This window comes from Cupriavidus sp. UGS-1, from assembly GCF_021213615.1.
Lineage (GTDB): Bacteria > Pseudomonadota > Gammaproteobacteria > Burkholderiales > Burkholderiaceae > Cupriavidus.
The window spans coordinates 13653-37209 of the sequence record NZ_JAJQJF010000021.1; the positions used below are offsets into that span (position 1 = coordinate 13653).

General features: G+C 68.6%; 20 protein-coding genes. 16 read left to right on the plus strand and 4 right to left on the minus strand.

Annotated features, from left to right (window positions below):
• The first annotated feature begins 106 nt into the window (after positions 1 to 106).
• A complete protein-coding gene (locus tag LRR16_RS21350) occupies positions 107 to 1789 on the plus strand; it encodes a long-chain fatty acid--CoA ligase (protein WP_232207056.1) in 1683 nt (560 codons plus the stop codon).
• 34 nt (positions 1790 to 1823) lie between these two features.
• On the opposite strand, the gene LRR16_RS21355 is transcribed toward LRR16_RS21350, so the two are convergent.
• The 4 genes from LRR16_RS21355 to LRR16_RS21370 all read right to left on the minus strand — a co-directional run bounded on the left by LRR16_RS21355 (position 1824) and on the right by LRR16_RS21370 (position 5293).
• Positions 1824 to 2255, minus strand: a complete 432-nt coding sequence (locus tag LRR16_RS21355) for a hypothetical protein (RefSeq protein WP_232207057.1) — start codon at positions 2253 to 2255, stop codon at positions 1824 to 1826.
• Between the two features lie 101 nt (positions 2256 to 2356).
• A complete protein-coding gene (locus LRR16_RS21360; protein ID WP_006577768.1) occupies positions 2357 to 2860 on the minus strand; it encodes a MarR family winged helix-turn-helix transcriptional regulator in 504 nt (167 codons plus the stop codon).
• Between the two features lie 105 nt (positions 2861 to 2965).
• Entirely contained in the window at positions 2966 to 3985 is a 1020-nt protein-coding gene (locus tag LRR16_RS21365) for a tripartite tricarboxylate transporter substrate binding protein (protein ID WP_006577767.1), read from the minus strand.
• Between the two features lie 195 nt (positions 3986 to 4180).
• Positions 4181 to 5293 (minus strand): porin, encoded by a 1113-nt coding sequence (locus tag LRR16_RS21370; RefSeq protein ID WP_006577766.1) that lies wholly within the window; start codon positions 5291 to 5293, stop codon positions 4181 to 4183.
• A 325-nt stretch (positions 5294 to 5618) separates the two neighbouring features.
• Here LRR16_RS21370 and coq7 point away from each other — a divergent pair, with 325 nt between their 5' ends.
• From coq7 to ftsA, 15 genes are all read left to right on the plus strand, one after another.
• The gene (gene coq7 / locus LRR16_RS21375) at positions 5619 to 6245 is read left to right on the plus strand and encodes a 2-polyprenyl-3-methyl-6-methoxy-1,4-benzoquinone monooxygenase (RefSeq protein WP_064577263.1); all 627 of its coding nucleotides are present in this window, start codon (positions 5619 to 5621) and stop codon (positions 6243 to 6245) included.
• Positions 6246 to 6693: 448 nt separating this feature from the next.
• Complete coding sequence (gene mraZ, locus LRR16_RS21380) at positions 6694 to 7122, plus strand: division/cell wall cluster transcriptional repressor MraZ (RefSeq protein WP_006577764.1); 429 nt, start codon at positions 6694 to 6696, stop codon at positions 7120 to 7122.
• 7 nt (positions 7123 to 7129) lie between these two features.
• Positions 7130 to 8128 carry a 16S rRNA (cytosine(1402)-N(4))-methyltransferase RsmH gene (gene rsmH, locus LRR16_RS21385; RefSeq protein WP_232207058.1) on the plus strand — a complete coding sequence of 333 codons (999 nt, stop codon included), beginning with the start codon at positions 7130 to 7132 and terminating at the stop codon, positions 8126 to 8128.
• Positions 8125 to 8478 carry a cell division protein FtsL gene (ftsL, locus tag LRR16_RS21390; protein WP_006579884.1) on the plus strand — a complete coding sequence of 118 codons (354 nt, stop codon included), beginning with the start codon at positions 8125 to 8127 and terminating at the stop codon, positions 8476 to 8478. Before rsmH ends, ftsL begins: the two co-directional genes overlap by 4 nt.
• Positions 8475 to 10319 carry a penicillin-binding protein 2 gene (locus LRR16_RS21395; protein ID WP_006579883.1) on the plus strand — a complete coding sequence of 615 codons (1845 nt, stop codon included), beginning with the start codon at positions 8475 to 8477 and terminating at the stop codon, positions 10317 to 10319. The genes ftsL and LRR16_RS21395 overlap by 4 nt, the downstream gene beginning before the upstream one ends.
• On the plus strand, positions 10316 to 11857 hold the full coding sequence (locus LRR16_RS21400; protein WP_232207059.1) for a UDP-N-acetylmuramoyl-L-alanyl-D-glutamate--2,6-diaminopimelate ligase: 1542 nt from the start codon (positions 10316 to 10318) through the stop codon (positions 11855 to 11857). The genes LRR16_RS21395 and LRR16_RS21400 overlap by 4 nt, the downstream gene beginning before the upstream one ends.
• A gap of 8 nt (positions 11858 to 11865) precedes the next feature.
• Positions 11866 to 13326, plus strand: coding sequence for a UDP-N-acetylmuramoyl-tripeptide--D-alanyl-D-alanine ligase (gene murF, locus LRR16_RS21405; RefSeq protein WP_255674195.1), 1461 nt, complete (start codon positions 11866 to 11868; stop codon positions 13324 to 13326).
• Between the two features lie 93 nt (positions 13327 to 13419).
• Positions 13420 to 14589, plus strand: a complete 1170-nt coding sequence (gene mraY / locus LRR16_RS21410; RefSeq protein WP_023264842.1) for a phospho-N-acetylmuramoyl-pentapeptide-transferase — start codon at positions 13420 to 13422, stop codon at positions 14587 to 14589.
• Between the two features lie 77 nt (positions 14590 to 14666).
• Positions 14667 to 16199 carry a UDP-N-acetylmuramoyl-L-alanine--D-glutamate ligase gene (gene murD / locus LRR16_RS21415; RefSeq protein ID WP_232207060.1) on the plus strand — a complete coding sequence of 511 codons (1533 nt, stop codon included), beginning with the start codon at positions 14667 to 14669 and terminating at the stop codon, positions 16197 to 16199.
• Positions 16196 to 17464: a putative lipid II flippase FtsW gene (gene ftsW / locus LRR16_RS21420; protein ID WP_006580277.1), complete on the plus strand. Its 1269-nt coding sequence runs from the start codon at positions 16196 to 16198 to the stop codon at positions 17462 to 17464. The genes murD and ftsW overlap by 4 nt, the downstream gene beginning before the upstream one ends.
• 222 nt (positions 17465 to 17686) lie before the next feature.
• On the plus strand, positions 17687 to 18763 hold the full coding sequence (murG, locus tag LRR16_RS21425; RefSeq protein WP_232207061.1) for an undecaprenyldiphospho-muramoylpentapeptide beta-N-acetylglucosaminyltransferase: 1077 nt from the start codon (positions 17687 to 17689) through the stop codon (positions 18761 to 18763).
• Between the two features lie 44 nt (positions 18764 to 18807).
• A complete protein-coding gene (gene murC, locus LRR16_RS21430; protein WP_232207062.1) occupies positions 18808 to 20334 on the plus strand; it encodes a UDP-N-acetylmuramate--L-alanine ligase in 1527 nt (508 codons plus the stop codon).
• Positions 20331 to 21323, plus strand: coding sequence for a D-alanine--D-alanine ligase (locus tag LRR16_RS21435; protein WP_006579114.1), 993 nt, complete (start codon positions 20331 to 20333; stop codon positions 21321 to 21323). The genes murC and LRR16_RS21435 overlap by 4 nt, the downstream gene beginning before the upstream one ends.
• A 36-nt stretch (positions 21324 to 21359) precedes the next feature.
• Positions 21360 to 22292, plus strand: a complete 933-nt coding sequence (locus LRR16_RS21440; RefSeq protein ID WP_232207063.1) for a cell division protein FtsQ/DivIB — start codon at positions 21360 to 21362, stop codon at positions 22290 to 22292.
• Positions 22289 to 23521: a cell division protein FtsA gene (gene ftsA / locus LRR16_RS21445; protein WP_006579112.1), complete on the plus strand. Its 1233-nt coding sequence runs from the start codon at positions 22289 to 22291 to the stop codon at positions 23519 to 23521. The genes LRR16_RS21440 and ftsA overlap by 4 nt, the downstream gene beginning before the upstream one ends.
• Positions 23522 to 23557: the final 36 nt, after the last annotated feature.

Here is a 23557-nt window from a genome sequence, read left to right on the forward strand (position 1 = left end):
TCATCTAACGTGTCGTCCTGGTGTTGTCTTAAGGGGGCCCGCCGTTTAGCATCGCCGTTTAGCGTTGCAAAAATCGAACGATCATTCAGAAACCAGGAGACGGCATATGGAAAAGCAGTGGCTGAAACACTATCCGGCAGGCGTCCCCGCCGAGATCGACGCCAGCCAGTACCGGTCGCTTGCCCAACTGCTGGAGGAATCCTTTCGGGACTACGCGGACCGGCGCGCCTTCGTCTGCATGGACAAGGCGATCACCTATGCCGAGCTGGACCGGCTGTCCGGCCACTTCGCCGCCTGGCTGCAGGCGCGCGGACTGAAGCCCGGCGCGCGCGTCGCGATCATGATGCCGAACGTGCTGCAATACCCGGTGGTGCTGGCCGGCGTGCTGCGCGCCGGCATGGTCGTCGTCAACGTCAATCCGCTGTACACGCCGCGCGAGCTCGAGCACCAGCTCAAGGACAGCGGCGCCGAAGCGATCGTGATCCTGGAGAACTTCGCCGCCACGCTGCAGCAGGTGCTGTCGGCCACGCCGGTCAAGCACGTGGTGGTGGCCAGCATGGGCGACATGCTCGGCGGCCTGAAGGGCGCGGTGGTCAACTTCGTCGTGCGCAACGTCAAGAAGATGGTGCCCGCATGGGAGCTGCCGAACTGCGTGCGCTTCCCCACGGCGCTGGCCGAGGGCAGCCGGCTGCAGCGCAAGCCGGTCGATACCGGCCCGGACGACATCGCCTTCCTGCAGTACACCGGCGGCACCACCGGCGTGTCCAAGGGCGCGGTGCTGCTGCACCGGAACGTGGTCGCCAACGTGCTGCAGTCGCATGCGTGGATGCAGCCCGCGCTGGCCAAAGGCGCGCCGATCGACCAGGTGGTGACGATCACCGCGCTGCCGCTGTATCACATCTTCGCGCTGACGGTCTGCGGGCTGCTGGGCATGCGCAGCGGCGGCCTGAGCGTGCTGATTCCGAATCCGCGCGATATCCCGGGCTTCATCAAGGAGCTGCAGAAGTACCGCTTCCACATGTTCCCGGCGGTCAACACGCTGTACAACGCGCTGATCAACCATCCCGACATCGACAAGGTCGATTTCTCGGGCCTGCGCGTGGCCAACGGCGGTGGCATGGCGGTGCAGGAGGCGGTGGCCAAGAAATGGCTGGCCAAGACCGGCTGCCCGATCATCGAAGGCTATGGCCTGTCCGAGACCTCGCCATCGGCGACCTGCAATCCGACCGACAGCGACGCGTTCTCGGGCACCATCGGACTGCCGCTGCCGTCCACGGAAATCGCCATCCGCGACGACGACGGCCGCGACGTGCCGCTGGGCCAGCCGGGCGAGATCTGCATCCGCGGACCGCAGGTGATGGCCGGCTACTGGAACCGGCCGGACGAGACCGCCAAGGTCATGACGCCGGACGGCTTCTTCAAGACCGGCGATATCGGCATCATCGACGAGCGCGGCTATACCCGCATCGTTGACCGCAAGAAGGACATGATCCTGGTATCGGGCTTCAACGTGTACCCGAACGAGATCGAGGGCGTGGTCGCGGAGTGCCCGGGCGTGCTCGAGGTCGCGGCGGTCGGCGTGCCGGACGAACATTCGGGCGAGGTGGTCAAGCTGTTCGTCGTCAGGAAGGATCCGGCGCTGACCGAGCAGGACGTGATCGCGTTCTGCAAGGACCGTCTGACGGGCTACAAGCGGCCGAAGTACGTCGAGTTCCGCACCGAACTGCCGAAGACCAACGTCGGCAAGATCCTGCGCCGCGAGCTGCGCGATTCGCGCAAGGCCGCCTGATCGCCGCCACGGCGCCGACGATGACGGCGCCGGCTCAGCACTCGTTGGACGGCGCCAGCCCCGGCTCGCGCCGTCCGTCCGCGTAGACCACGCGCACGCAGCTGCCGACATCGAGCCCTGGCGCCGCCGGGCCGTTGACCGTCGCAGCGGTGCCGTCGTTCAGCTTGATCTCGTAGGCAAAGATGTCGACTTGCTGCACCGGCGGGCGATTCAGCAGCCGGCCCAGGTCGAAGGCCAGCCCGACCCCGACGCCGCCACCGCTCCAGCCGCCCCCGCTGGCGGCGCCCACCCCCACGCCATAGCCGGAATAGCCGCGCGCCTGTTCGACGTCGACGCGCGTGACGAAGCGTTTCTCGGCGATCCTGCCCAGCTTGACGGTGGCGTTGACTGGCGTGATCTGCGGCGCCGGCGGCGCGCTCGGCGGCCTGGCGCAGGCGCACGCGAGAACGGCCACGGCGGCGGCCATGGCGGCCACCGCGGCCGTCCTCGCGGGCGCCGGCTGGCGCAAGACACGCAACGCTTGCGCTTGCGGCCGCTGTTGCAACCTCGGTTGCGGCATCAGGGATTTCATGCGGACACCAGAGTCGATTTGAGACGGCCCAGCAGCTTGAACAGCGCGCGCCGCTCGGTCTCGGCGAGCCCTTCGAACAGCTGCTCGACCCATTGCTCGTGCGCGCGCGCCATGCGCGTGAAGGCCGCGCGGCCGGCCGGCGTCAGCCGGATCAGATAGGCGCGCCGGTCGTTGGCGAGCGGCTCGCGCGAAACCAGCCCTTCCTGCTGCAGCTGATCGGTGATGCCGGTTACGTTGCCGCCGGTCACCATCATGCGGCGCGACAGCTCGCCCATCTTCAGGCCCTCGGGATGGCGCTCGAGCTGCGCCATCAGGTCGAAGCGCGGCAGCGTGCAGCCGAACGATTCGCGCAGCCGGCCGCGGATATCGGCCTCGACCAGGTTGGTGCAGGTCAGCAGACGCAGCCACAGGCGCAGCGCCTCGTGGCTGGCGTCATCGGCACGGGTTTCGAGATCGACTGGCGCCGCGTTGGGCGCGGCGTCGGCGGCGGAGGTCGGCATTGCAGGCGGGCATCGAAGAAAAATGGTTGACGCCTGAAGTATATGCGTTTGGCCGACCGCGAGGCTGGCTCAGGCAGCCGGCGCGGCCCGAGTGCGGCGAGGCGGTCAGTCGACCTTGGCGCCCGAGTCCTTGACCACCTTGGCCCACTTGGTGGTTTCCGCGCGGATATGCTGCGCGAACTGCTCCGGCGTATTGCCGACGGGCTCGGCGCCCTGGGCCTGCAGCTTTTCGCGCATTGCCGGGGTGCCCAGCGCCTTGGCGACTTCCTGCTGGATCCTCGACACGATCGCGGGCGGCGTGCCGGCCGGCGCCAGCAGGCCGAACCAGGAACTGGCCTCGTAGCTGGGCAGCTTCGCGGCCTGCGCGATGGTCGGCAGGTCGGGCAGCGCCGGCGACGGCCTGGCGCTCGTTACCGCCAGTGCCTTCAGCTTGCCGGCCTTGATCAGCGACATCGACGACGGCAGGTTGTCGAACATCACCTGCATGGTGCCGCCGGCCAGATCGGTCAGCGCCGGGCCGCTGCCCTTGTACGGGAAGTGGACCATGAAGGTCCGGGTCTGCGTCTTGAACAGTTCGCCGGCCAGGTGGATCGAGGTGCCGTTGCCGCTCGAGGCCATGTTCAGCTTGCCGGGATTGGCGCGCGCGTACGCGATCAGGTCGTTGACGCTGTTGATCTTGTTCTGCTGCGCGAACGCCGGGTTCAACACCAGCACGTTGGGCACCGCGGCGACCAGCGTGATCGGCGCGAAGTCCTTGATCGGGTCGTACGGCAGCTTGCCGTACAGCGACTGGTTGATGCCATGCGTGCCGACCGTGCCCATCAGCAGCGTATAGCCGTCGGGCTCGGCCTTCGAGACGATCTCCGCGCCGATATTGCCTCCCGCGCCGGGACGGTTGTCGACCACCACGTTCCAGCCCGGCAGCTTCGACAGCTCGGCGGCGACCGCGCGCGCCAGGATGTCGGTGGTGCCGCCGGGGGCGAAGGGTACGACCATGCGGATCGGTTTGGCGGGATAGCTGCCGGGATCGGCGGCGTGCGCGGGAATCTGCCATGCCGTCGCGGCGAGCCCGCTCAGGGTGGCGGCCAGGGTCAGGCGCAGCGCGCGGCGGCGGGTTGCTTGCATCGGTTCGTCTCCTCGGGCGCCTGCTGGCGCATCGTCTTGTGCCTGCCGGCGGGCCGGCGGGACTGCTGCATTCTAGTGGCGCCGGCGCAGCGCTGCCGATGAGGTGAAGCCCTATGGCGGCGTGGCCAGCCCAACAAAAAAGGCACCCGGAGGTGCCTTTCGAAAGCGGGCGTGCCCGCGGTGTTGCCGTTGTTCTTAGAACTTGTGGCGGATGCCGATGCCCACGCCGACCATATTGTCTTCGCCGGCGCCCAGCGGGTAGCCGTTGGCGAAGCTGATCACGGCGCTGTCGAAGTTCAGGCCGGCGTTCTTCGTGTAGGCCGCGGTCAGGTAGATGTCGGTCCGCTTGGTGATGTTGTAGTCCGCCACGAAGCTGACCTGCCACGGGTTCGGAGCGTTGACGCCGTTCAGGTTCTTGACGTCGGCGTAGTAGTACGCCAGCGTCAGGCCCAGCGCGGCGGTGGCCTGGTAGTTGGCGCCGGCCCAGTAGTAGTCGTCGCGATAGATGGTGGCGTCGTTCGGGGCCTTGTTCTGGCCCCAACGATAGCCGGCCATCAGCTTGGCCGGGCCGAACGCGTAGCTGGCCGCGGCGCCTGCCTTGCGGAACGTCGCGGTGTCGCCGCCGGTGTTGGCCACCGTCGGGTTCGACTGGTCGTAGGCGATGGTCACGCCCAGCGGACCGGCCGCGTACGCCACCGCGCCACCGTAGCCGGTGTCGCGCCGGAACTGGCCCGGGACTTCGCCGGTGCCGGCCACGCCGTTGCCGAACGACCAGTGCGCGATGGCCGTGACCGGACCGAACTTGCCGGTGTACTTGGCGGTGTTGTCCGAACGGAAGTTGGTGCCCAGCTGATAGGCGATCGGTTCATACTGCGTCGCGTAGCCGGTCGGCGAGAAGTTGGCGAACGCATCGAACATCGAGGTGTACTGGCGGCCGAAGGTGAAGCGGCCGACCTGGTTGCTCTCGATCCCGACGTACGCCTGACGACCGAACAGGCGGCCGCCCTGCTGCATGCGGCCATCATCGACGCCGAAGCCGCTTTCGAGCACGAACAGCGCCTTCATGCCGCCGCCGAGATCCTCCACGCCGCGCAGACCCCAGCGCGAACCGGACAGGCCACCGGAAGTCACCCCGAACTTGTTTTCTCCACGACCCGGAAATCCAGCCGTGCCGGCCGCGGTCGAAGACATGTTGCTGACGTATTCGATGTTGGCGTCGACCACCCCGTACAGCGTGACGCTCGATTGGGCCTGTGCGGTGCCGGCGAAAGCGCCGAGCGCGGCCAATGCAAGAAGCGACTTCTTCATGCTGGTTTATCTCCTGTAGTAAGAATTATTGGTGTGATGCGCGAGGCAGCCTCCTGAGCTCTCCATGGCCCACGCACCCAACTTCGCGAGAAGTTGTCAGGTACTGTAACAAACGGCCTTGTTTGCACAATCGCACAGTCGTTCTATTGTCGGCTTTTCACAACTCAGGGTTTTGGAGTAGCCCGCCAGCCCAAGCCAGTACTGGCAAGGCGCCCGGTGCGGGACGTCCGAAACGGGGGCGGTACAATGCGGGAATTCCCCGAACCGACCCAAGGCGGCTCGTCGTCACTTTCACCGTCACGCGCGCCGCCTCCGCCGTACCGACATGGACAAGCTGATCCACGAATTCGACGTCGCCCTGCGCGCCATCACCGGCGCGACCCGAGCGGGGCGGCCCAGCCCGGCCGAGCCGCTGGGCGAGCATGACGACACGCAACTCGACGCCGGGGAGCGCCGGCATGTCGCCGGGCTGATGCGGGTCAACCATGTCGGCGAGGTCTGCGCCCAGGCGCTGTACCAGGCGCAGAAGCTGACCGCCCGCGATGGCGCGGTGCGCGCGCAGATGGATGCCGCCGCGCGTGAGGAAGAGGATCACCTCGGCTGGTGCGCCGAGCGCCTGCGCGAACTGGGCTCGCGACCGAGCCTGCTGAACCCGCTGTGGTATGCCGGCGCCTTCGCCATCGGCTGGCTGGCCGGACGCGCCGGCGATCGCGCCAGCCTCGGCTTCGTGTCCGAGACCGAACGCCAGGTCGAGCAGCACCTGACCGGCCATCTCGAGCAACTGCCCGCGGCCGACGCGCGCTCGCGGGCGATCCTCGAGCAGATGCGCGACGACGAGGCCCGCCACGGGGCCAGCGCGCGCGAAGCGGGGGGTATCACGCTGCCGGCTCCGGTACGTGCGGCGATGCGCGCGGCCTCGCGCGTGATGACCACCACCGCCTATCGGATCTGACTGGTCATCCCCGACCTTGCGCGCGGCGCCGGACCGCCTGGACCGGCGCGCGCTGCGGGCTCGCCCCAAGGGCCCCCGGCACCGAATCGTTGTATCCTTTGGCCGGGCTCGGGACCGCGGTATTTCCTTGCGCCAGCGACTTCTCCCCGCGTAGTTCTCAGGTGGTTTCTCGGCTTTCTCCCCTAAGACCTTCATTTCATTAGGAATTCACCTTCCTGGTGCGCGCTCGCCCTGCGCTAAGTCTTTGTTCTGATTCCGAAAAACGCCTTTTTGGCACCGTTGACGAGCCTTGACCGCCCAATAGGCTTCCTCTAAAGTGGGGAATAGTGTGAGGAAGTGTATTTTTGTGTGAGGAAAGAGCTTCGGTGTGGGATGATGTGCACTAGCCGAAGCGGACCAGTCAACGCCACGCCAAGCCGCCGCAGGCAGGCGCGGGACGGGGGTGAACTTGTTTCAGGGAGCATCGGCGCTCTCCCTCGATGCCAAGGGTCGGATGTCGATTCCGACGCGGCACCGGGAAGCGCTGCAACAACAGGCCGAGGGCCGGGTGACGCTGACCAAGCACCCGGATGGATGCCTGCTGCTCTTTCCCCGGCCGGAATGGGAAACCTTTCGCACACGGATTGCGGCGTTGCCGATGGACGCGCACTGGTGGAAGCGCATTTTTCTGGGCAATGCCGCGGACGTCGAAATGGACAGCGCCGGGCGCGTGCTGATCGCGCCGGAGCTGCGCAGCGCCGCCATGCTGGACAAGGAAGTGATGCTGCTCGGCATGGGCAGCCATTTCGAGGTCTGGGATGCCGCGACCTACGCCGCCAAGGAACAGCAGGCGATGGCCCAGGGCATGCCTGAAGCATTGAAGAACTTCTCTTTCTGAAGTGGTTATGGAACCGACCCGTACGCCGGGGCCCACCCCCCTGCGCCATCGCACCGTGCTGCTCGACGAAGCCGTCGATGCGCTCGTGTGGCGGCCCGACGGCGTGTACGTGGACGGTACCTTCGGCAGGGGAGGCCACAGCCGGGCCGTGCTGGCGCGGCTGGGACCCGAAGGGGCACTGGTCGCCTTCGACAAGGATCCGGCAGCAATCGCAGAAGCGGGCACCATCAAGGATGCCCGCTTCTCTATTGAGCACGCGAGCTTCGCCGCCATGGGCGAGCGCCTGGCCGGCGCGAAGGTCGCGGGCGTGCTGCTCGACCTGGGGATCAGCTCGCCCCAGATCGACGACGCAGCGAGGGGGTTTTCGTTTCGGTTCGAGGGCCCGCTCGACATGCGCATGGACACCACGCGCGGCATCACTGCCGCCGAGTGGCTGGCGCAGGCCGACGAGCAGGACATCGCGAGGGTGATACGAGACTATGGGGAAGAACGGTTTGCTGTACAGATTGCAAAGGCGATTGTTGCTCGCCGGAGCGAACCCGGCGATGGCGGACGCCTCGCCACTACTGCCGACCTTGCCGCGCTCGTGGCGAAAGCCGTCAAGACACGCGAGAAGGGTCAGGACCCTGCGACCCGCACCTTTCAGGCTCTACGGATTTTCATCAATCAAGAGCTTGCGGACCTCGAAAGTGGTCTGAGCGCGGCCTACGATCTGCTCGAGGTAGGGGGACGGCTGGTGGTGATCAGCTTTCATTCGCTGGAGGACCGCATCGTCAAGCGGTTCATGCAGGCGCACGCACGCCCGCAGCAGGACGCCGATCCGGCGCTGCGGCGCGCGCCGCTGCGCGCGGCCGACCTGCCCCAGCCCACCATGAAGCTGCTCGGCCGGCTCAAGCCCGGCCCCCAGGAAGTCGCCGACAATCCCCGCGCGCGCTCGGCCGTGATGCGCGTCGCTGAAAAACTGGCGCCCACGGCGCCGACACCGCAGGGCGGGGCGCGCGCATGAACCGCCTGACCTTCTTCCTGCTCGGCGCACTGATCCTGTGCGCGCTGTCGCTGGTCAGCGCCCAGCACGAGGCGCGCACGCTGTTCGTCGCGCTCGAGCGCGAGCAGTCGGAGGAGCGCCAGCTCGAGACCGAGTGGTCGCGGCTGCAATACCAGCAGAGCGCGCTGTCCAAGAGCGCGCGCATCGCCGACGCGGCCCGCGCGCAATTGAAAATGTCGCCGGTCAGCCCCGGCCGCACCCAATACCTGCAGGGCATCGTGCTGCCGCGCGCCGAGGGCGCCGCGGCCGGCGAAGGGGCCAATGGCGCAGACAAGCAGCAGTCCAGCGCCAACGCGGAGGCCCGTCCATGACGATGGCCCGCCCCAGCCTGAACCGCCCGCGCGCCGCGCGGCCGGCCGCCACGCGTCCGCGCTCGGGCCAGTTCTCGGCCAGCCCGGTGCTCGGCCTGCGCCTGCCGATGTGGCGCTCCAAGCTGGTGGTGTTCCTGATGTTCGCGGCCTTCGTCGCGCTGGCCGTGCGCGCGCTGTGGATCCAGGGCCCGGGCAACCAGTTCTACGAGGCCGAGGGCAAGAAGCGTTTCCAGCGCACGCTCGAGCTGCCCGCCACGCGCGGCAAGATCCTGGACCGTAACGGCCTGGTGCTGGCCACCAGCCTGCCGGTCAAGGCGATCTGGGCCGTGCCCGAGGACGTACCGTCGAGCCTCGATGCAAGCAAGCTGCGCCAGCTCGCCCGGCTGCTCGACATGTCCGAGAAGGAGCTGCGCAAGAAGCTGACCGAGGACAAGAGCTTCGTCTACCTGAAGCGCCAGGTGCTGCCCGATGTCGCCGAGAAAATCGCCGCGCTGAAGATCGACGGCGTGCACCAGAGCGGCGAGTACAAGCGCTTCTACCCGGAAGGCGAGGCGATGGCGCACATCGTCGGCTTCACCAACGTCGAGGACCGCGGCCAGGAAGGCATGGAGCTGGCCCGCGAAGGCGTGCTGGCCGGCAAGGCCGGCGCGCGCCAGGTCATCAAGGACCGGCTCGGCCGCGTGGTCGAGGACATCGGCGTGCTGCGCAGCCCGCGCGACGGCCAGGACCTGCAGCTGTCGATCGACGCCAAGATCCAGTACCTGGCCTTCAACGAGGTCAAGGCGGTGGCCGAGCGCAGCAAGGCCAAGGCGGCCAGCGCGGTGGTGCTCGACGCGCAGACCGGCGAGGTGCTGGCGCTGGCCAACTGGCCCAGCTACAACCCGAACGACCGCGCGCGCCTGTCCGGCGAGCAGCTGCGCAACCGCGTGCTGACCGACACCTTCGAGCCCGGGTCGATGATGAAGCCGATCACCGCCGCGCTGGCGCTGCAACTGAAGCGCGTGACGCCGTCGACGGTGTTCCAGACCGACGGCCGCTACACCTTCGAACGCGCGACGATCTCGGATACCCACAACTACGGGCCGCTGACCGTCGCCGGCGTGATCCAGAAGTCCAGCAACATCGGCACCATCAAGATGGCGATGCTGATGAAGCCGCAGGAAATGTGGGACATGTTCACCAGCCTGGGCCTGGGCCAGGCGCCCAAGCTCGGCTTCCCCGGCGCCGCCGCCGGCCGCGTGCGCCCGTACAAGAGCTGGCGGCCGATCGAGCAGGCGACGATGTCGTACGGCTACGGCCTGTCGGTGTCGCTGATGCAGATGGCGCACGCCTATACGATCTTTGCCCACGACGGCGAACTGATCCCGATCACGATGTTCCGCACCGACGGTCCGGCCAGCGGCGAGCGCGTGATCTCGCCCCAGGTCGCGCGCGATGTGCGCGGCATGCTGGAAATGGTGACGGCTCCGGGCGGCACCGCGACGCAGGCCCAGGTGATGGGTTACCGCGTCGGCGGCAAGACCGGTACCGCCTACAAGCACGTCGGCCGCGGCTACGACCGCAGCAAGTACCGCGCCTCGTTCATCGGCCTGGCGCCGATGTCGAACCCGCGCATCATCGTCGCCGTCAGCGTCGACGAGCCGACCTCCGGCAGCCACTATGGCGGCGCGGTCGCCGGCCCGGTGTTCGCCGCGATCACCGGCGGCACGCTGCGCGCGCTGAACGTCCAGCCCGATTCGCCGATCCGGCAACTGGTGGTCACCGAGAGCGTGCCCGAGACCCTGCCCGATACGCCGCCCGAAACCCTGTCCGCCCGCGGATCCGGGAGCACCGCCCGATGACCGCCCGCAGCAAGCACGCCGCCCTCGAACAGGCCGCTGCCAAGGCAGCGGCCTGGTTGCGCCAGCACGCAGCGGACACGGCCCGCCTGACCGGCGACACGCGCCGGCTGCGCCAGGGCGACGTCTTCTTCGCCTATGTGCTCGGCAACGCGCGCCTGTCGACCGACGCCCGCCCGTATATCGCCGAGGCGCTGGCGCGCGGCGCCGCCGCGGTGGTCTACGAGAGCCGCGGTTACGACTGGCCGCATGGCGACGCCGTGCCGCATCTGCCGATCGAAGGGCTGGAGCGGCTGGCCGGGCCGATCGCCGCCGCCTGGTACGGCAACGCGGCGCGCGGCCTCGCGATCACCGGCATCACCGGCACCAACGGCAAGACCTCGTGCAGCCAGTGGCTCGCGCGCGTGCTGCAGGCCGCCGGCACCCGTTGCGCGACGATCGGCACGCTCGGCAGCGGCTTTCCGGACGCGCTGCAGCACACCGGCTTCACCACGCCCGACGCGGTCCAGCTGCAGGACAGCCTGGCCGAGCTGCATGCGGCCGGCGCGGCCGCGGTGGCGATGGAAGTGTCCTCGCACGGTCTCGAGCAGGGCCGCGTCGCCGGCACGCCGTTCCAGGTCGCGGTGCTGACCAACCTGACCCAGGACCACCTCGACTATCACGGCACCATGGCCGAGTACGAGGCAGCCAAGACGCTGCTGTTCCATTGGCCGAAGCTGCAGGCCGCGGTGATCAACCGCGACGACGCGATGGGCCGGCGCCTGCTGGCGGCCGGCATGGCGGCGCGGCAGGTGATCGAGTACGGCATTGGCGGCCCCGCCGGGCCGACCGGCTTCAGCGGCGGCGCGGCATGGCTGCGCGCGACCGGCGTCAAGGCGACCCCGACCGGCACGGTGTTCAAGGTCGACGGCAGCTTCGGCAGCGCCGAGGTCACCACGCCGCTGATCGGCGAGTTCAACGTCAGCAATCTGCTGGCCGTGCTCGGCGCGGCGCTGGCCAACGGCGTCGCCTGGGACGCGGCGCTGGCCGCGCTGCGCGCGCTGCGCCCCGTGGACGGCCGCATGGAGCTGTTCGGCGGCCAGGAAGGGCCGCTGGCCGTGGTCGACTACGCGCATACGCCCGACGCGCTGGAGAAGACGTTGAACGCGCTGCGGCCGGTGGTGGCGGCGCGCCAGGGCCGGCTGTGGTGCGTGTTCGGCTGCGGCGGCGACCGCGATCCGGGCAAGCGCCCGCAGATGGGGGCGGTGGCCGAACGCCTGGCCGACGAGGTGGTGCTGACCAGCGACAACCCGCGCAGCGAGGACCCGCAGGCGATCCTCGATGCGATCGCCGACGGCATGCGCGACTTCCGCCGCGGCCGCCAGATCGAGGACCGCGCCGCGGCGATCCTCTATGCGGTCAAGCATGCCGGCACGAACGACGTGGTGCTGGTGGCCGGCAAGGGCCACGAGGCCACGCAGGAAATCCAGGGCCGCAAGCGGCCGTTCTCCGATCGCGAGCATGTCCGCCTGGCGCTGGCGGCGCGCGGGGTATCGGCATGACTGTCGGCATGAGTATCGATATGAACGCGAAGGCGATACCGGAACAGACGATGACCGACCTGCAGCAGGCCGCGGGCTGGATCGCCGGCGCGCGCGTCGAAGGCGATGGCGCGCGGCAGTTCGCCCGCGTGCATACCGACAGCCGTACCGTCGAGCCCGGCGACCTGTTCGTCGCGCTGCGCGGCGAACGTTTCGATGCGCACGACTTCATTGCCGACGTGGCCGCCAGGGGCGCCGCCGCGGTGCTGGTCGAGCGCGATATCTGCGCCGCCGCGCCGGGTCTGCCAGCGATCGTCGTGCCGGATACGCGCGTCGCGCTGGGCCAGCTCGGCGCCGGCTGGCGCGCCCGCTTCACGCTGCCGACGGTGGCGGTGACCGGCAGCAACGGCAAGACCACGGTCAAGGAAATGATCGCGGCGATCTTCGCCGCGGCGGTCGGCGAGCCGCAGCGGCTCGCCACCGGCGGCAACCTGAACAACGACATCGGGCTGCCGCTGACGGTGCTGCGGCTGCGTCCGAGCCACCGGCTCGCGGTGCTCGAGCTCGGCATGAACCATCCGGGCGAGACCGCGTCGCTGGCGGCGATCGCGCAGCCCACGGTCGCGGTGATCACCAACGCGCAGCGCGAACACCAGGAATTCATGGTCAGCGTCGAGGCCGTCGCGCACGAGCACGCCAGCATCCTGGCCGCGCTGCCGGCCGACGGCACCGCGGTGTTCCCGCTCGACGCGGCCAGCGGCGGCGCGCATGCCGGCATCTGGCGCGCCGCCGCCGGCAGCCGGCCGGTGCTGACCTTCGGCCTGGCCGAGGGCGGCAATGCGAGCCAGGCCGACGTCAGCGCCGAAGTGAGCCTGGACGACGGCGTGCAGCGGCTGCAGGTGCGCGCGCCCGGCCGCACGTTCGAGGTCCGGCTGGCGCTGCTCGGCATGCACAACGTGCGCAATGCGCTGGCGGCGATCGCCTGCGCGCTGGCCGCCGGCGTCGAGATCGACGCGATCCAGCGCGGCCTGGCCGGCTTCGCGCCGGTCAAGGGCCGGCTGCAGGTCAAGCGCGCCGCTGTCGGCACCGTGGTGATCGACGACACCTACAACGCCAACCCCGACTCGATGCGCGCCGCCATCGACGTGCTGGCCGGCTTCGCGCCGCCGCGCGTGCTGGTGATTGGCGACATGGGCGAGGTCGGCGATCAGGGACCGGCGTTCCACGCCGAGATCGGCGCCTATGCGCGCGCGCGCGGCATCGAGACGCTGTGGGCCACCGGCGAGGCCTCGCCGCATGCGGTGCAGGCGTTCGGCGAGGGCGCGCGGCACTTTGCCGGCGCCGGCGAACTGGCGGCGACGCTGGCCGCGGATGCCGACGGCACCGTCGCGCGCGCGAGCGCGGTGTTGGTCAAGGGTTCGCGCTTCATGCGGATGGAACGCATGGTGGAAGCGCTGGTGGCGCCGCCGGCGCCGGCGACGCAGGGTTGATGCTGAACGGTAGTGAAGCTTAACGATTGATTGGAATTGGCCGCAGGCCCCGAACCAGGGACACCGCGGCAGCAGACTGGAAACCGAAGAACGATGTTATTGGCCCTGGCCCAATGGCTGCAAGATGACTACAGCTTCCTGCGGGTCGTCAACTATCTGACCTTCCGCGCCGTGATGGCCAACCTCACGGCGCTGGTGATCGGCCTCGCGCTCGGTCCGTGGGTGATCCGCAAGCTGACCGAGATGAAGATCGGCCAGGCGGTGCGCACGATCGGCCCGCAGACCCATCTGGTCAAGTCCGGCACGCCGACCATGGGCGGCGTGCTGGTGCTGCTGTCGATCGGCATCTCGACGGTGCTGTGGTGCGACTGGGGCAACCGCTTCGTCTGGGTGGTGATGCTGGTGACGTTCGGCTACGGCGCGATCGGCTGGGTCGACGACTACCGCAAGGTCGTCTACCGGGATCCGCGCGGCATGTCGAGCGGGGAGAAGTATTTCTGGCAAACGCTGATCGGGCTGGTCGCCGCGGTCTATCTGGCCTTCTCGATTTCCGAGGCGAGCAACGTCAAGGTGTGGGAGCTGTTCCTCAGCTGGGTCGAGGGCGGGCTGTCGCTGGACATGCCCTACAAGTCGAACCTGCTGGTGCCCTTCTTCAAGGAGGTCAGCTATCCGCTCGGCGTGGCCGGCTTCATCGTGCTGACCTATTTCGTGATCGTCGGCTCGAGCAACGCGGTCAACCTGACCGACGGCCTCGACGGCCTGGTGATCATGCCGGTGGTGCTGGTCGGCAGCGCGCTCGGCGTGTTCGCCTACGTGATGGGCAATGCGGTCTACAGCAAGTACCTGCTGTTCCCGCATATCCCTGGCGCCGGCGAGCTGCTGATCTTCTGCTCGGCGATGGCCGGCGCCGGTCTCGCGTTCCTGTGGTTCAACGCGCATCCGGCGCAGGTGTTCATGGGCGATGTCGGCGCGCTGGCGCTGGGCGGGGCGCTCGGCACCATCGCCGTGATCGTGCGCCAGGAGATCGTGCTGTTCGTGATGGGGGGCGTGTTCGTCGCCGAGACGGTGTCGGTGATGCTGCAGGTCACCTGGTTCAAGTTCACCAAGCGGCGTTATGGCGAAGGACGGCGGCTGTTCCGCATGGCGCCGCTGCACCACCACTTCGAGTTGAGCGGGTGGAAGGAAACGCAGGTCACGGTCCGCTTCTGGGTGATCACGCTGCTGCTGGTGCTGATCGGCCTCTCGACGCTGAAGTTGCGCTGAAGCCGGACTGACTGAATTCGCGCGGATGCGCGTTCGCAAGATCGATCGACGACAGGAAATCAAAGGCAGGAAACGAAGTGTTTGGCGAGTTGCAGACCCCTGATGTGCTGGTACTGGGCCTCGGTGAATCGGGCCTGGCGATGGCGCGCTGGTGCGGCCGGTATGGCTGCGCGCTGCGCGTCGCCGATACCCGTCCGGCGCCCGCCAATCTTGCCTTCCTGCAGGCCGAGCTGCCCTCGGCCGAATTCGTCGGCGGCCCGTTCACCGCCGCGCTGCTCGACGGCATCGGGCTGATCGCGATCAGCCCGGGCCTGTCGCCGGCCGAAGCCGACACCGGCGCGCTGCTGGACGCGGCGCGCGAGCGCGGCATCCCGGTGTGGGGCGAGATCGAACTGTTCGCGCGCGCGCTGGCGCATCTGCAGGCCGAAGCGGGCTACGCGCCGAAGCTGCTGGCGATCACCGGCACCAACGGCAAGACCACCACCACCGCGCTGACCGGCCGGCTGGTCGAGCGCGCCGGCAAGACCGTCGCGGTGGCCGGCAATATCAGCCCGTCGGCGCTGGACAAGCTGTCGGCCTGCATCGCCTCGGCGACGCTGCCCGATGTGTGGGTGCTCGAACTGTCCAGCTTCCAGCTGGAGACCACGCATACGCTGGCGCCGCACGCGGCCGCGGTGCTGAACGTCACGCAGGACCACCTGGACTGGCACGGCACGATGCAGGCCTACGCGGCGGCCAAGCAGCGCATCTTCGGGCCGGCCGGCGGCGATGGTTCGCAGTGCGTGCAGGTGCTGAACCGCAACGACCGCCTGACGATGGAGATGGCGCGCCCGGGCACCGTGCCGGTGACCTTCGGCACCGACCTGCCGGAAGTGCCGGGCAGCTTCGGCATCCTGCGCGAGGGCGGCATGCCCTGGCTGGTGCTGGCCGAGCCCGATGGCGAGGCCGACGAGGCGAAGCCGCGCCGCCGCAAGGGCGCCGCCGGCGACGAGGCCGCGCCGGTGCCGGTGCGGCACAAGCGCCTGATGCCGGCCGACGCGCTGCACATCCGCGGCATGCACAACGCCACCAACGCGATGGCGGCGCTGGCGCTGTGCCGCGCCATCGATCTGCCGCTGAACGCGCTGCTGCACGGCCTGCGCGAATACCGCGGCGAACCGCACCGGGTCGAGTGGCTCGCCACGATCGACGATGTCGAGTACTTCGACGACAGCAAGGGCACCAATGTCGGCGCGACCGTCGCCGCGCTGTCCGGGCTGGACAAGCGCGTGGTGCTGATCGCCGGGGGCGAGGGCAAGGGCCAGGACTTCTCGCCGCTGGCCGCGCCGGTCGCGCAGTACGCGCGCGCGGTGGTGCTGATCGGCAAGGCCGCCGCCGAGTTGCGCGCGGCGCTGGAAGGCACCGGCGTCGCGCTGCTCGATGCGGGTTCGCAGGAGGGCGCGCTGGAGGCCGCGGTGCGGCTGGCCGCCGAGCAGGCGCAGCCGGGCGACGTGGTGCTGCTGTCGCCGGCCTGCGCGAGCCTGGACATGTTCCGCAACTACGTGCACCGCGCGCAGGTGTTCCGCGCCGCGGTCGAAGAACTGGCGCTGTCCCGGGGGATCATGCCATGAGCGAGATGCAGGCAGAGCGCCAGGCCAAGCGCAGCGGCTTCGTCGGCGCCACCATCGTCGGCGCGACCATCGGCAACGCCTGGGAAGGGCTGCGCGATGCGGTGTCTGGCGTCAAGCCGACCCGTTCGCGGATGATGGAATACGACCAGCCGCTGCTGTGGGTCGCGATCGTGCTGCTGTCGCTCGGCCTGGTGATGGTCTACTCGGCGACGATCGCGCTGCCCGATTCGCCGCGCTTTGCCAATTACCGCGAGAGCCATTTCCTGATCCGCCATGCGTTCTCGCTGCTGATCGGGTTGGGCGTCGGCCTGCTGGCCTTCCAGATCCCGGTCAAGTACTGGGATCGCTATGCGCCCAAGCTGTTCGTGCTGGCGCTGATCCTGCTGATCATCGTGCTGGTGCCCTTCATCGGCAAGGGCGTCAACGGCGCGCGCCGCTGGATTCCGCTGGGCCTGATGAACTTCCAGCCGTCCGAGCTGATGAAGCTGGCGGTGGTGCTGTACGCGGCCAACTACACGGTGCGCAAGCAGGAATGGATGCAGAGCCTGGGCAAGGGCTTCCTGCCGATGGGCGTCGCGGTCGCGGTGGTCGGCATGCTGCTGCTGCTCGAGCCCGACATGGGCGCGTTCCTGGTGATCGCCGCGGTGGCGATGGGCATCCTGTTCCTCGGCGGCGTCAACGGCAAGCTGTTCGGCGCGCTGGTGGCGATCGCGGTCGGCACCTTCGCGCTGCTGATCGCGGTGTCGCCGTGGCGGCGCGAGCGGATCTTCGCCTATCTGGACCCCTGGCGCGAGGAATACGCGCTGGGCAAGGCCTATCAGCTGACCCATTCGCTGATCGCGTTCGGCCGCGGCGAATGGGCCGGGGTCGGGCTGGGCGGCAGCATCGAGAAGCTGCACTACCTGCCCGAGGCGCATACCGACTTCATCCTGGCCGTGATCGGCGAGGAACTGGGCTTCATCGGCGTGCTGGCCGCGATCGTGCTGTTCTACTGGCTGGTGCGCCGCGCCTTTTCGATCGGCCGCACCGCGCTGCAGCTGGACCGCACCTTCGCCGGCCTGGTCGCCAAGGGCATCGGCATCTGGATCGGCTGGCAGGCCTTCATCAACATGGGCGTGAACCTGGGACTGCTGCCGACCAAGGGGCTGACGCTGCCGATGGTCAGCTATGGCGGGTCCGGGATCCTGATGAACTGTGTGGCGTTGGCGCTGCTGCTGCGCATCGATTACGAAAACCGCGTATTGATGCGTGGAGGGAAGGTATGACCGGAACGCAGCAATACGCGGTTTCGGCGCAGGCTAACTTCCCGCGCCAGCGGGAAGTTAAGCGCAGCGGCCGTAGCCACAATCAGGTATTGATGCGTGGAGGGAAGGTATGACCGGAACGCAGCAATACGCGGTTTCGGCGCAGGCTAACTTCCCGCGCCAGCGGGAAGTCAAGCGCAGCGGCCGTAGCCACAATCAGGTGTTGATGCGTGGAGGGAAGGTATGAGTTCCACGCAGCAGCGCACGCTCCTCGTGATGGCGGGCGGCACCGGGGGCCATGTGTTCCCGGGGCTCGCCGTCGCGCATGCGTTGCGCGCGCAGGGCTGGCGCGTGGTCTGGCTCGGCAACCGCACCGGCATGGAAGCGACGCTGGTGCCGAAGCACGACATCCCGATGGAGTTCATCCAGTTCGGCGGGCTGCGCGGCAAGGGACTGCTGACCAAGCTGCTGCTGCCGCTGAACCTGCTGCGTGCGTTCTGGCAGAGCATCGGCGCGCTGCGCCGGGTGCGCCCGAGCGTGGTGCTCGGCATGGGCGGCTATATCACCTTCCCGGCCGGCATGATGGCCTCGCTGCTGGGCCGGCCGCTGGTGCTGCACGAGCAGAACTCGATCGCGGGGCTGGCCAACAAGGTACTGGCCAGGGTCGCCGACCGCGTGCTGTGCGCATTTCCCCAGACGCTGCCCGGCGCCGAGTGGACCGGCAATCCGGTGCGCGACGAAGTGGCGGCGCTCACCGAACCGGCCGCGCGCTACGACGGCCGCCAGGGTGCGCTGCGGGTGCTGGTGGTCGGCGGCAGCCTCGGCGCCGCGGCGCTGAACTCGGTGGTGCCGCAGGCCCTGGCGCTGCTGCCCGAGGGCGAGCGGCCGCTGGTGCGGCACCAGGCCGGCGTCAAGCAGATCGATACGCTGCGGGCCAATTACGCCGCGGCCGGGGTCGCGGGCGAGGCCGTGCCGTTCATCGACGACATGGCGCAGGCCTACGCCGAAGCCGATCTGGTGATCTGCCGCGCCGGCGCGATGACGGTATCGGAGGTGGCGGCCGCCGGCGTGGCGGCGCTGTTCGTGCCGTTTCCGCATGCGGTGGACGACCACCAGACGACCAACGCGCGTTTCCTGTCGGAACAGGGCGCCGCGCTGCTGGTGCAACAGGACGCATTGACCGCGGAAGGGCTGGCGCAGACGCTGGCGCAGCTGTCGCGGCCGCAATTGAAAGAGATGGCGCTGCGCGCGCGCGGACTGGCCAAGCCGGATGCGACCCGGCGCGTGGCGCAGGTCTGCAGCGAGCTGGCCAGGGATTAGTACGGGGAACCGACGGGATCGAGGTCCACCGACAAGCAGGATTCATGAAGCATATCGTCAAGAACATCCACTTCGTAGGCATCGGCGGCGCCGGCATGAGCGGCATCGCCGAGGTGCTGCTCAATCTCGGCTACCGGGTGTCCGGTTCCGACATGGGCAGCAACGCCGCGACGCGCCGCCTCGCCGCGCTGGGCGCGACGGTGATGCACGGCCACGATGCCGCGCATATCGCCGGCGCCAACGCGGTGGTGGTGTCGACCGCCGTCAGCGGCGACAACCCCGAGGTGCTGGCCGCGCGCGCCAAGCGAATTCCGGTGGTGCCGCGCGCGGTGATGCTGGCCGAACTGATGCGCCTGAAGCAGGGCGTCGCGATCGCCGGCACGCACGGCAAGACCACCACCACCAGCCTGGTGGCGTCGGTGCTGGCCGAGGGCGGACTCGATCCGACCTTCGTGATCGGCGGCCGGCTGAACTCGGCCGGCGCCAACGCGCGGCTGGGCACCGGCGACTTCATCGTCGCCGAGGCGGACGAATCGGACGCGTCGTTCCTGAACCTGTTCCCGGTGATCGAGGTGATCACCAACATCGACGCCGACCATATGGACACCTACGGGCATGACTTCGCCCGTCTGAAGCAGGCGTTCGTCGAATTCACGCAGCGGCTGCCGTTCTACGGCATCGCGGTGCTGTGCGTCGACGATCCCAACGTGCGCGAGATCCTGCCCTTCGTGTCCAAGCCGGTGGTCCGTTACGGCTTCGCCGAGGACGCGCAGGTGCGCGCCGTCAACGCCCGCGCGGTCGACGGCCAGATGCATTTCACGGTGCTGCGCCAGCTGAACAACCATGCCGAGCCGCCGCTGGACGTGGTGCTGAACCTGCCGGGCCTGCACAACGTGCAGAACGCGCTGGCGGCGATCGCGATCGCCACCGAGCTGGAAGTGCCCGATGCCGCCATCGTCAAGGCGCTGCGCGAATTCCACGGCGTCGGCCGGCGCTTCCAGCGCTACGGCGAGGTGGCCTGCGCGGACGGCAGCGGCACCTTCACGCTGGTCGACGACTACGGCCACCACCCGGTCGAGATGGCCGCGACGCTGGCCGCCGCGCGCGGCGCGTTCCCGGGCCGCCGGCTGGTGCTGGCGTTCCAGCCGCATCGCTTCACGCGCACGCGCGACTGCTTCGAGGACTTCGTCAAGGTGCTCGGCACCGTCGACGCGCTGCTGCTGGCCGAGGTCTATCCGGCCGGCGAGGCGCCGATCGTCGCCGCCGACGGCCGCGCGCTGACGCGCGCGCTGCGCGTCGCCGGCAAGGTCGAGCCGGTCTTCGTCGAGCGGATCGACGACATGCCGCAGTCGATCCTGGACGCCGCGCGTCCGGGCGACGTGGTGGTGACGATGGGCGCCGGCACGATCGGCGCGGTGCCGGGCCTGCTGGTGTCGGGCCAGGCCGGGGCCTCATCGACGGCCACGCCTTCCACGGCATCGGCGGCATCTTCCTCTTCGCAACCCGCTGCCCAGCCAGCGTCGCAACAACCAGTGCAAGCGGCCGTGCCGCAAGCCGGAGGCCAGGCATGAGCTTCGTCCCCAATCCCCAAATCGATCCAAAGACGCTCGGCAAGGTCGGCGTGCTGATGGGCGGCCGTTCGGCCGAACGCGAAATCTCGCTGCTGTCGGGCCAGGGGGTGCTGGCCGCGCTGCAGTCGCGCGGCGTCGACGCGCATGCCTTCGATCCCGCGGTGCAAGGCGTCGCCGAACTGGCCGCGGCAGGCTTCGACCGTGTCTTCATCGCGCTGCACGGCCGCTACGGCGAGGACGGCACCATGCAAGGGCTGCTCGAGCAGCTGGGCATCCCGTACAGCGGCAGCGGCGTGCTGGCCTCCGCGCTGGCGATGGACAAGCCGGCCACCAAGCGGCTGTGGAGTACCCATGGCTTGCCGACGCCGCGCTTCGCGATGCTGACGGCCGACTGCACCGAGCGCGAGTTCGACGCGGTGGTGGCGGACCTGGGCCTGCCGCTGATCGTCAAGCCGGCGCGCGAAGGGTCGTCGATCGGGCTGACCAAGGTCACGAACGCGAGCCAGATGCGCGCCGCCTACGAGAAGGCCGCCGCGCTGGACAACGACGTCATCGCCGAGGCGTTCATCGACGGCGCCGAGCTGACCTGCCCGATCGTCGGCGAGGGGCGCGACGCGCGGGCGCTGCCGGTGATCCGCATCGTCGCGCCCGACGCCAACTACGACTATCAAAACAAGTACTTCACGGACGTTACCCAATACCTGTGCCCCGCGAACCTGGGCGAAGAACTCGAGCAGCGCGTGCGCAGCCTCGCGGTCGAGGCCTTCCGCGTGCTGGGCTGCCGCGGCTGGGCGCGCGCCGACGTGATGCTGACCGCCGACGGCCAACCCTACCTGCTCGAGATGAACACCTCGCCCGGCATGACCGGCCATTCGCTGGTGCCGATGTCGGCGCGCGCGGCCGGCATCAGCTACGAGGACTTCGTGCTGCAGGTGGTCGCCGCGGCGACGCTGGACCTGCATCCGAACGAGCACTGGAAACCCGAATAACCCGCACAACGAAGCCTTCGCGCGCACCGAACCGACATGTGGCACAACGCACGCCTGCTTAACCTGATCGCCACCACGCTCTATGCCGTGGTGGTGGTGATGGCGCTCGCGGCCGGCCTGATGTGGCTGGCGCAGCGGCCGGTGTTCGCGATCACCCATGTCGAGCTGGCGCCGATGTACGGCGGCACGCTGCGGCACGTCAACGCGCCGGCGGTGCGCGCCAACGCGCTGGGCAAGCTGTCGGGCAATTTCTTCACGCTGGACCTGGACGCCGCGCGCCAGGCCTTCGAGTCGGTGCCCTGGGTGCGCAAGGCCAGCGTGCGGCGCGAATGGCCGAGCGGCCTGACGGTCAGGATCGAGGAACACGAGGCGCTCGGTACCTGGGGCGCGCCCGATACCGGCCGGCTGATCAATACCTATGGCGAGCTGTTCGTGGCCAATCCGGCCGAGGCGGAAGAGGACGCCCGCCTGCTCGCGCTCGATGGCCCGCCCGGCAGCGAGGCGGACGTCGTCGACAAGCTCGAGATCATGCGCGAGTGGTTCCGGCCGCTGAAGGCCGAACCGCTCGCGGTGACGTTGTCCGGGCGTTACGCCTGGCGGGCCAGGCTGTCCAACGGCATGGTGGTCGAACTGGGACGGGAACAGACCGACCTTGACCGGATGGCGATGGAGGAGCGCGTCAAGCGTTTCGTCATCGCCTGGCCGCAGGTGACGGAGCAGTGGGGCAAGCAGATCGAGTATGCGGATTTGCGCTATCCGAACGGGTTTGCCATCCGGGCAGCCAATGTGCGCTTCCTGACCGAGGCCCAGGCGGCAGCCGCCGCCAAGGCCCGCGAGCAGGGAGCGAGCAATGCGAACGGCGCCAACCGTGCCAATGCCAGTGCCAGTGCAAGCAGCGCGAAGCGTGGCCCGGCTTCCAACAACAATCCGACGCGACTGAGAAAAGAGAACGCGGAGAAAACCCGATGAGCAAGGAATACAAGGACCTGTTGGTTGGTCTGGACATCGGCACCTCGAAGGTGGCGGCGGTGGTCGCGGAATTGCGCCCCGACGGCAGCTACGAAGTGATCGGGATGGGCCAATCCGAGTCCAAGGGGTTGAAGAAAGGGGTCGTGGTCAATATCGAGGCCACCGTGCAGTCGATCCAGAAGGCGCTCGAGGAAGCCGAGCTGATGGCCGACTGCAAGATTGCCGAGGTCTTCACCGGCATTGCCGGCAGCCACATCCGCTCGTTCAACTCGAGCGGCATGGTGGCGATCAAGGACAAGGAGGTGACCCAGACCGATGTGGCGCGGGTCATCGAAACGGCGAAGGCGGTCAACATCCCGACCGACCAGCAGATCCTGCACATCCTGACCCAGGAATTCATCATCGACGGCCAGGAGGACGTGCGCGAGCCGATCGGCATGAGCGGCATCCGCCTGGAGGTCAAGGTCCATATCGTGACCGGCGCGGTCAGCGCGGCGCAGAACATCGTCAAGTGCGTGCGCCGCTGCGGACTGGAGGTGCACGACCTGATCCTGCAGCCACTGGCGTCGAGCCTGGCGGTGCTGACCGAGGACGAGAAGGAGCTCGGCGTGGTGCTGGTCGACATCGGCGGCGGCACCACCGATATCGCGATCTTCAGCGAAGGCGCGATCCGCCATACCGCGGTGATTCCGATCGCCGGCGACCAGATCACCAACGACATCGCGATGGCGCTGCGCACGCCGACGCCCGATGCCGAGGACATCAAGATCCAGTACGGCATCGCCAAGCAGGCGATCGCCGATCCGGAGGAAATGATCGAGGTGCCGGGCGTGGGCGACCGCGGCACGCGCACGCTGTCGCGCCAGGCGCTGGCGGCGGTGATCGAGCCGCGCATCGAGGAGCTGTACTCGCTGGTCCATCAGGTCGTGCGCGAGTCCGGCTACGAGGAATTGCTGTCGTCCGGCATCGTGATCACCGGCGGCACCGCAATGATGCCCGGCATGGTGGAACTGGGAGAGGACATCTTCCTCAAACCGGTTCGGGTTGGCGTTCCCGAGTACCGGGGCAACCTGCACGAGGTCGTCAAGAGCCCGCGCTATTCGACGGTGATGGGCCTGCTGCTGGAAGGCCGCGTGCAACGGATGCGCGGACGCAAGGTGGCGGTGCAGAGCGGTTCGGTCAAGCAGATCTGGACGCGCATGAAGGAATGGTTCGTCGGCAATTTCTGATCGGCGACAGGCATTGATGACACGAATTGGCGACGC

Coding starts and splice junctions, on each gene's coding strand:
- LRR16_RS21400 (WP_232207059.1), top strand. CDS start 10,316: ATGACCGCCCGCAGCAAGCACGCCGCCCTCGAACAGGCCGCTGCCAAG.
- LRR16_RS21350 (WP_232207056.1), top strand. CDS start 107: ATGGAAAAGCAGTGGCTGAAACACTATCCGGCAGGCGTCCCCGCCGAG.
- mraY (WP_023264842.1), top strand. CDS start 13,420: ATGTTATTGGCCCTGGCCCAATGGCTGCAAGATGACTACAGCTTCCTG.
- murF (WP_255674195.1), top strand. CDS start 11,866: ATGAGTATCGATATGAACGCGAAGGCGATACCGGAACAGACGATGACC.
- LRR16_RS21440 (WP_232207063.1), top strand. CDS start 21,360: ATGTGGCACAACGCACGCCTGCTTAACCTGATCGCCACCACGCTCTAT.
- murC (WP_232207062.1), top strand. CDS start 18,808: ATGAAGCATATCGTCAAGAACATCCACTTCGTAGGCATCGGCGGCGCC.
- LRR16_RS21355 (WP_232207057.1), bottom strand. CDS start 2,255: ATGGCCGCCGCCGTGGCCGTTCTCGCGTGCGCCTGCGCCAGGCCGCCG.
- LRR16_RS21370 (WP_006577766.1), bottom strand. CDS start 5,293: ATGAAGAAGTCGCTTCTTGCATTGGCCGCGCTCGGCGCTTTCGCCGGC.
- murG (WP_232207061.1), top strand. CDS start 17,687: ATGAGTTCCACGCAGCAGCGCACGCTCCTCGTGATGGCGGGCGGCACC.
- coq7 (WP_064577263.1), top strand. CDS start 5,619: ATGGACAAGCTGATCCACGAATTCGACGTCGCCCTGCGCGCCATCACC.
- rsmH (WP_232207058.1), top strand. CDS start 7,130: ATGGAACCGACCCGTACGCCGGGGCCCACCCCCCTGCGCCATCGCACC.
- LRR16_RS21395 (WP_006579883.1), top strand. CDS start 8,475: ATGACGATGGCCCGCCCCAGCCTGAACCGCCCGCGCGCCGCGCGGCCG.
- LRR16_RS21360 (WP_006577768.1), bottom strand. CDS start 2,860: ATGCCGACCTCCGCCGCCGACGCCGCGCCCAACGCGGCGCCAGTCGAT.
- LRR16_RS21365 (WP_006577767.1), bottom strand. CDS start 3,985: ATGCAAGCAACCCGCCGCCGCGCGCTGCGCCTGACCCTGGCCGCCACC.
- ftsW (WP_006580277.1), top strand. CDS start 16,196: ATGAGCGAGATGCAGGCAGAGCGCCAGGCCAAGCGCAGCGGCTTCGTC.
- LRR16_RS21435 (WP_006579114.1), top strand. CDS start 20,331: ATGAGCTTCGTCCCCAATCCCCAAATCGATCCAAAGACGCTCGGCAAG.
- ftsL (WP_006579884.1), top strand. CDS start 8,125: ATGAACCGCCTGACCTTCTTCCTGCTCGGCGCACTGATCCTGTGCGCG.
- ftsA (WP_006579112.1), top strand. CDS start 22,289: ATGAGCAAGGAATACAAGGACCTGTTGGTTGGTCTGGACATCGGCACC.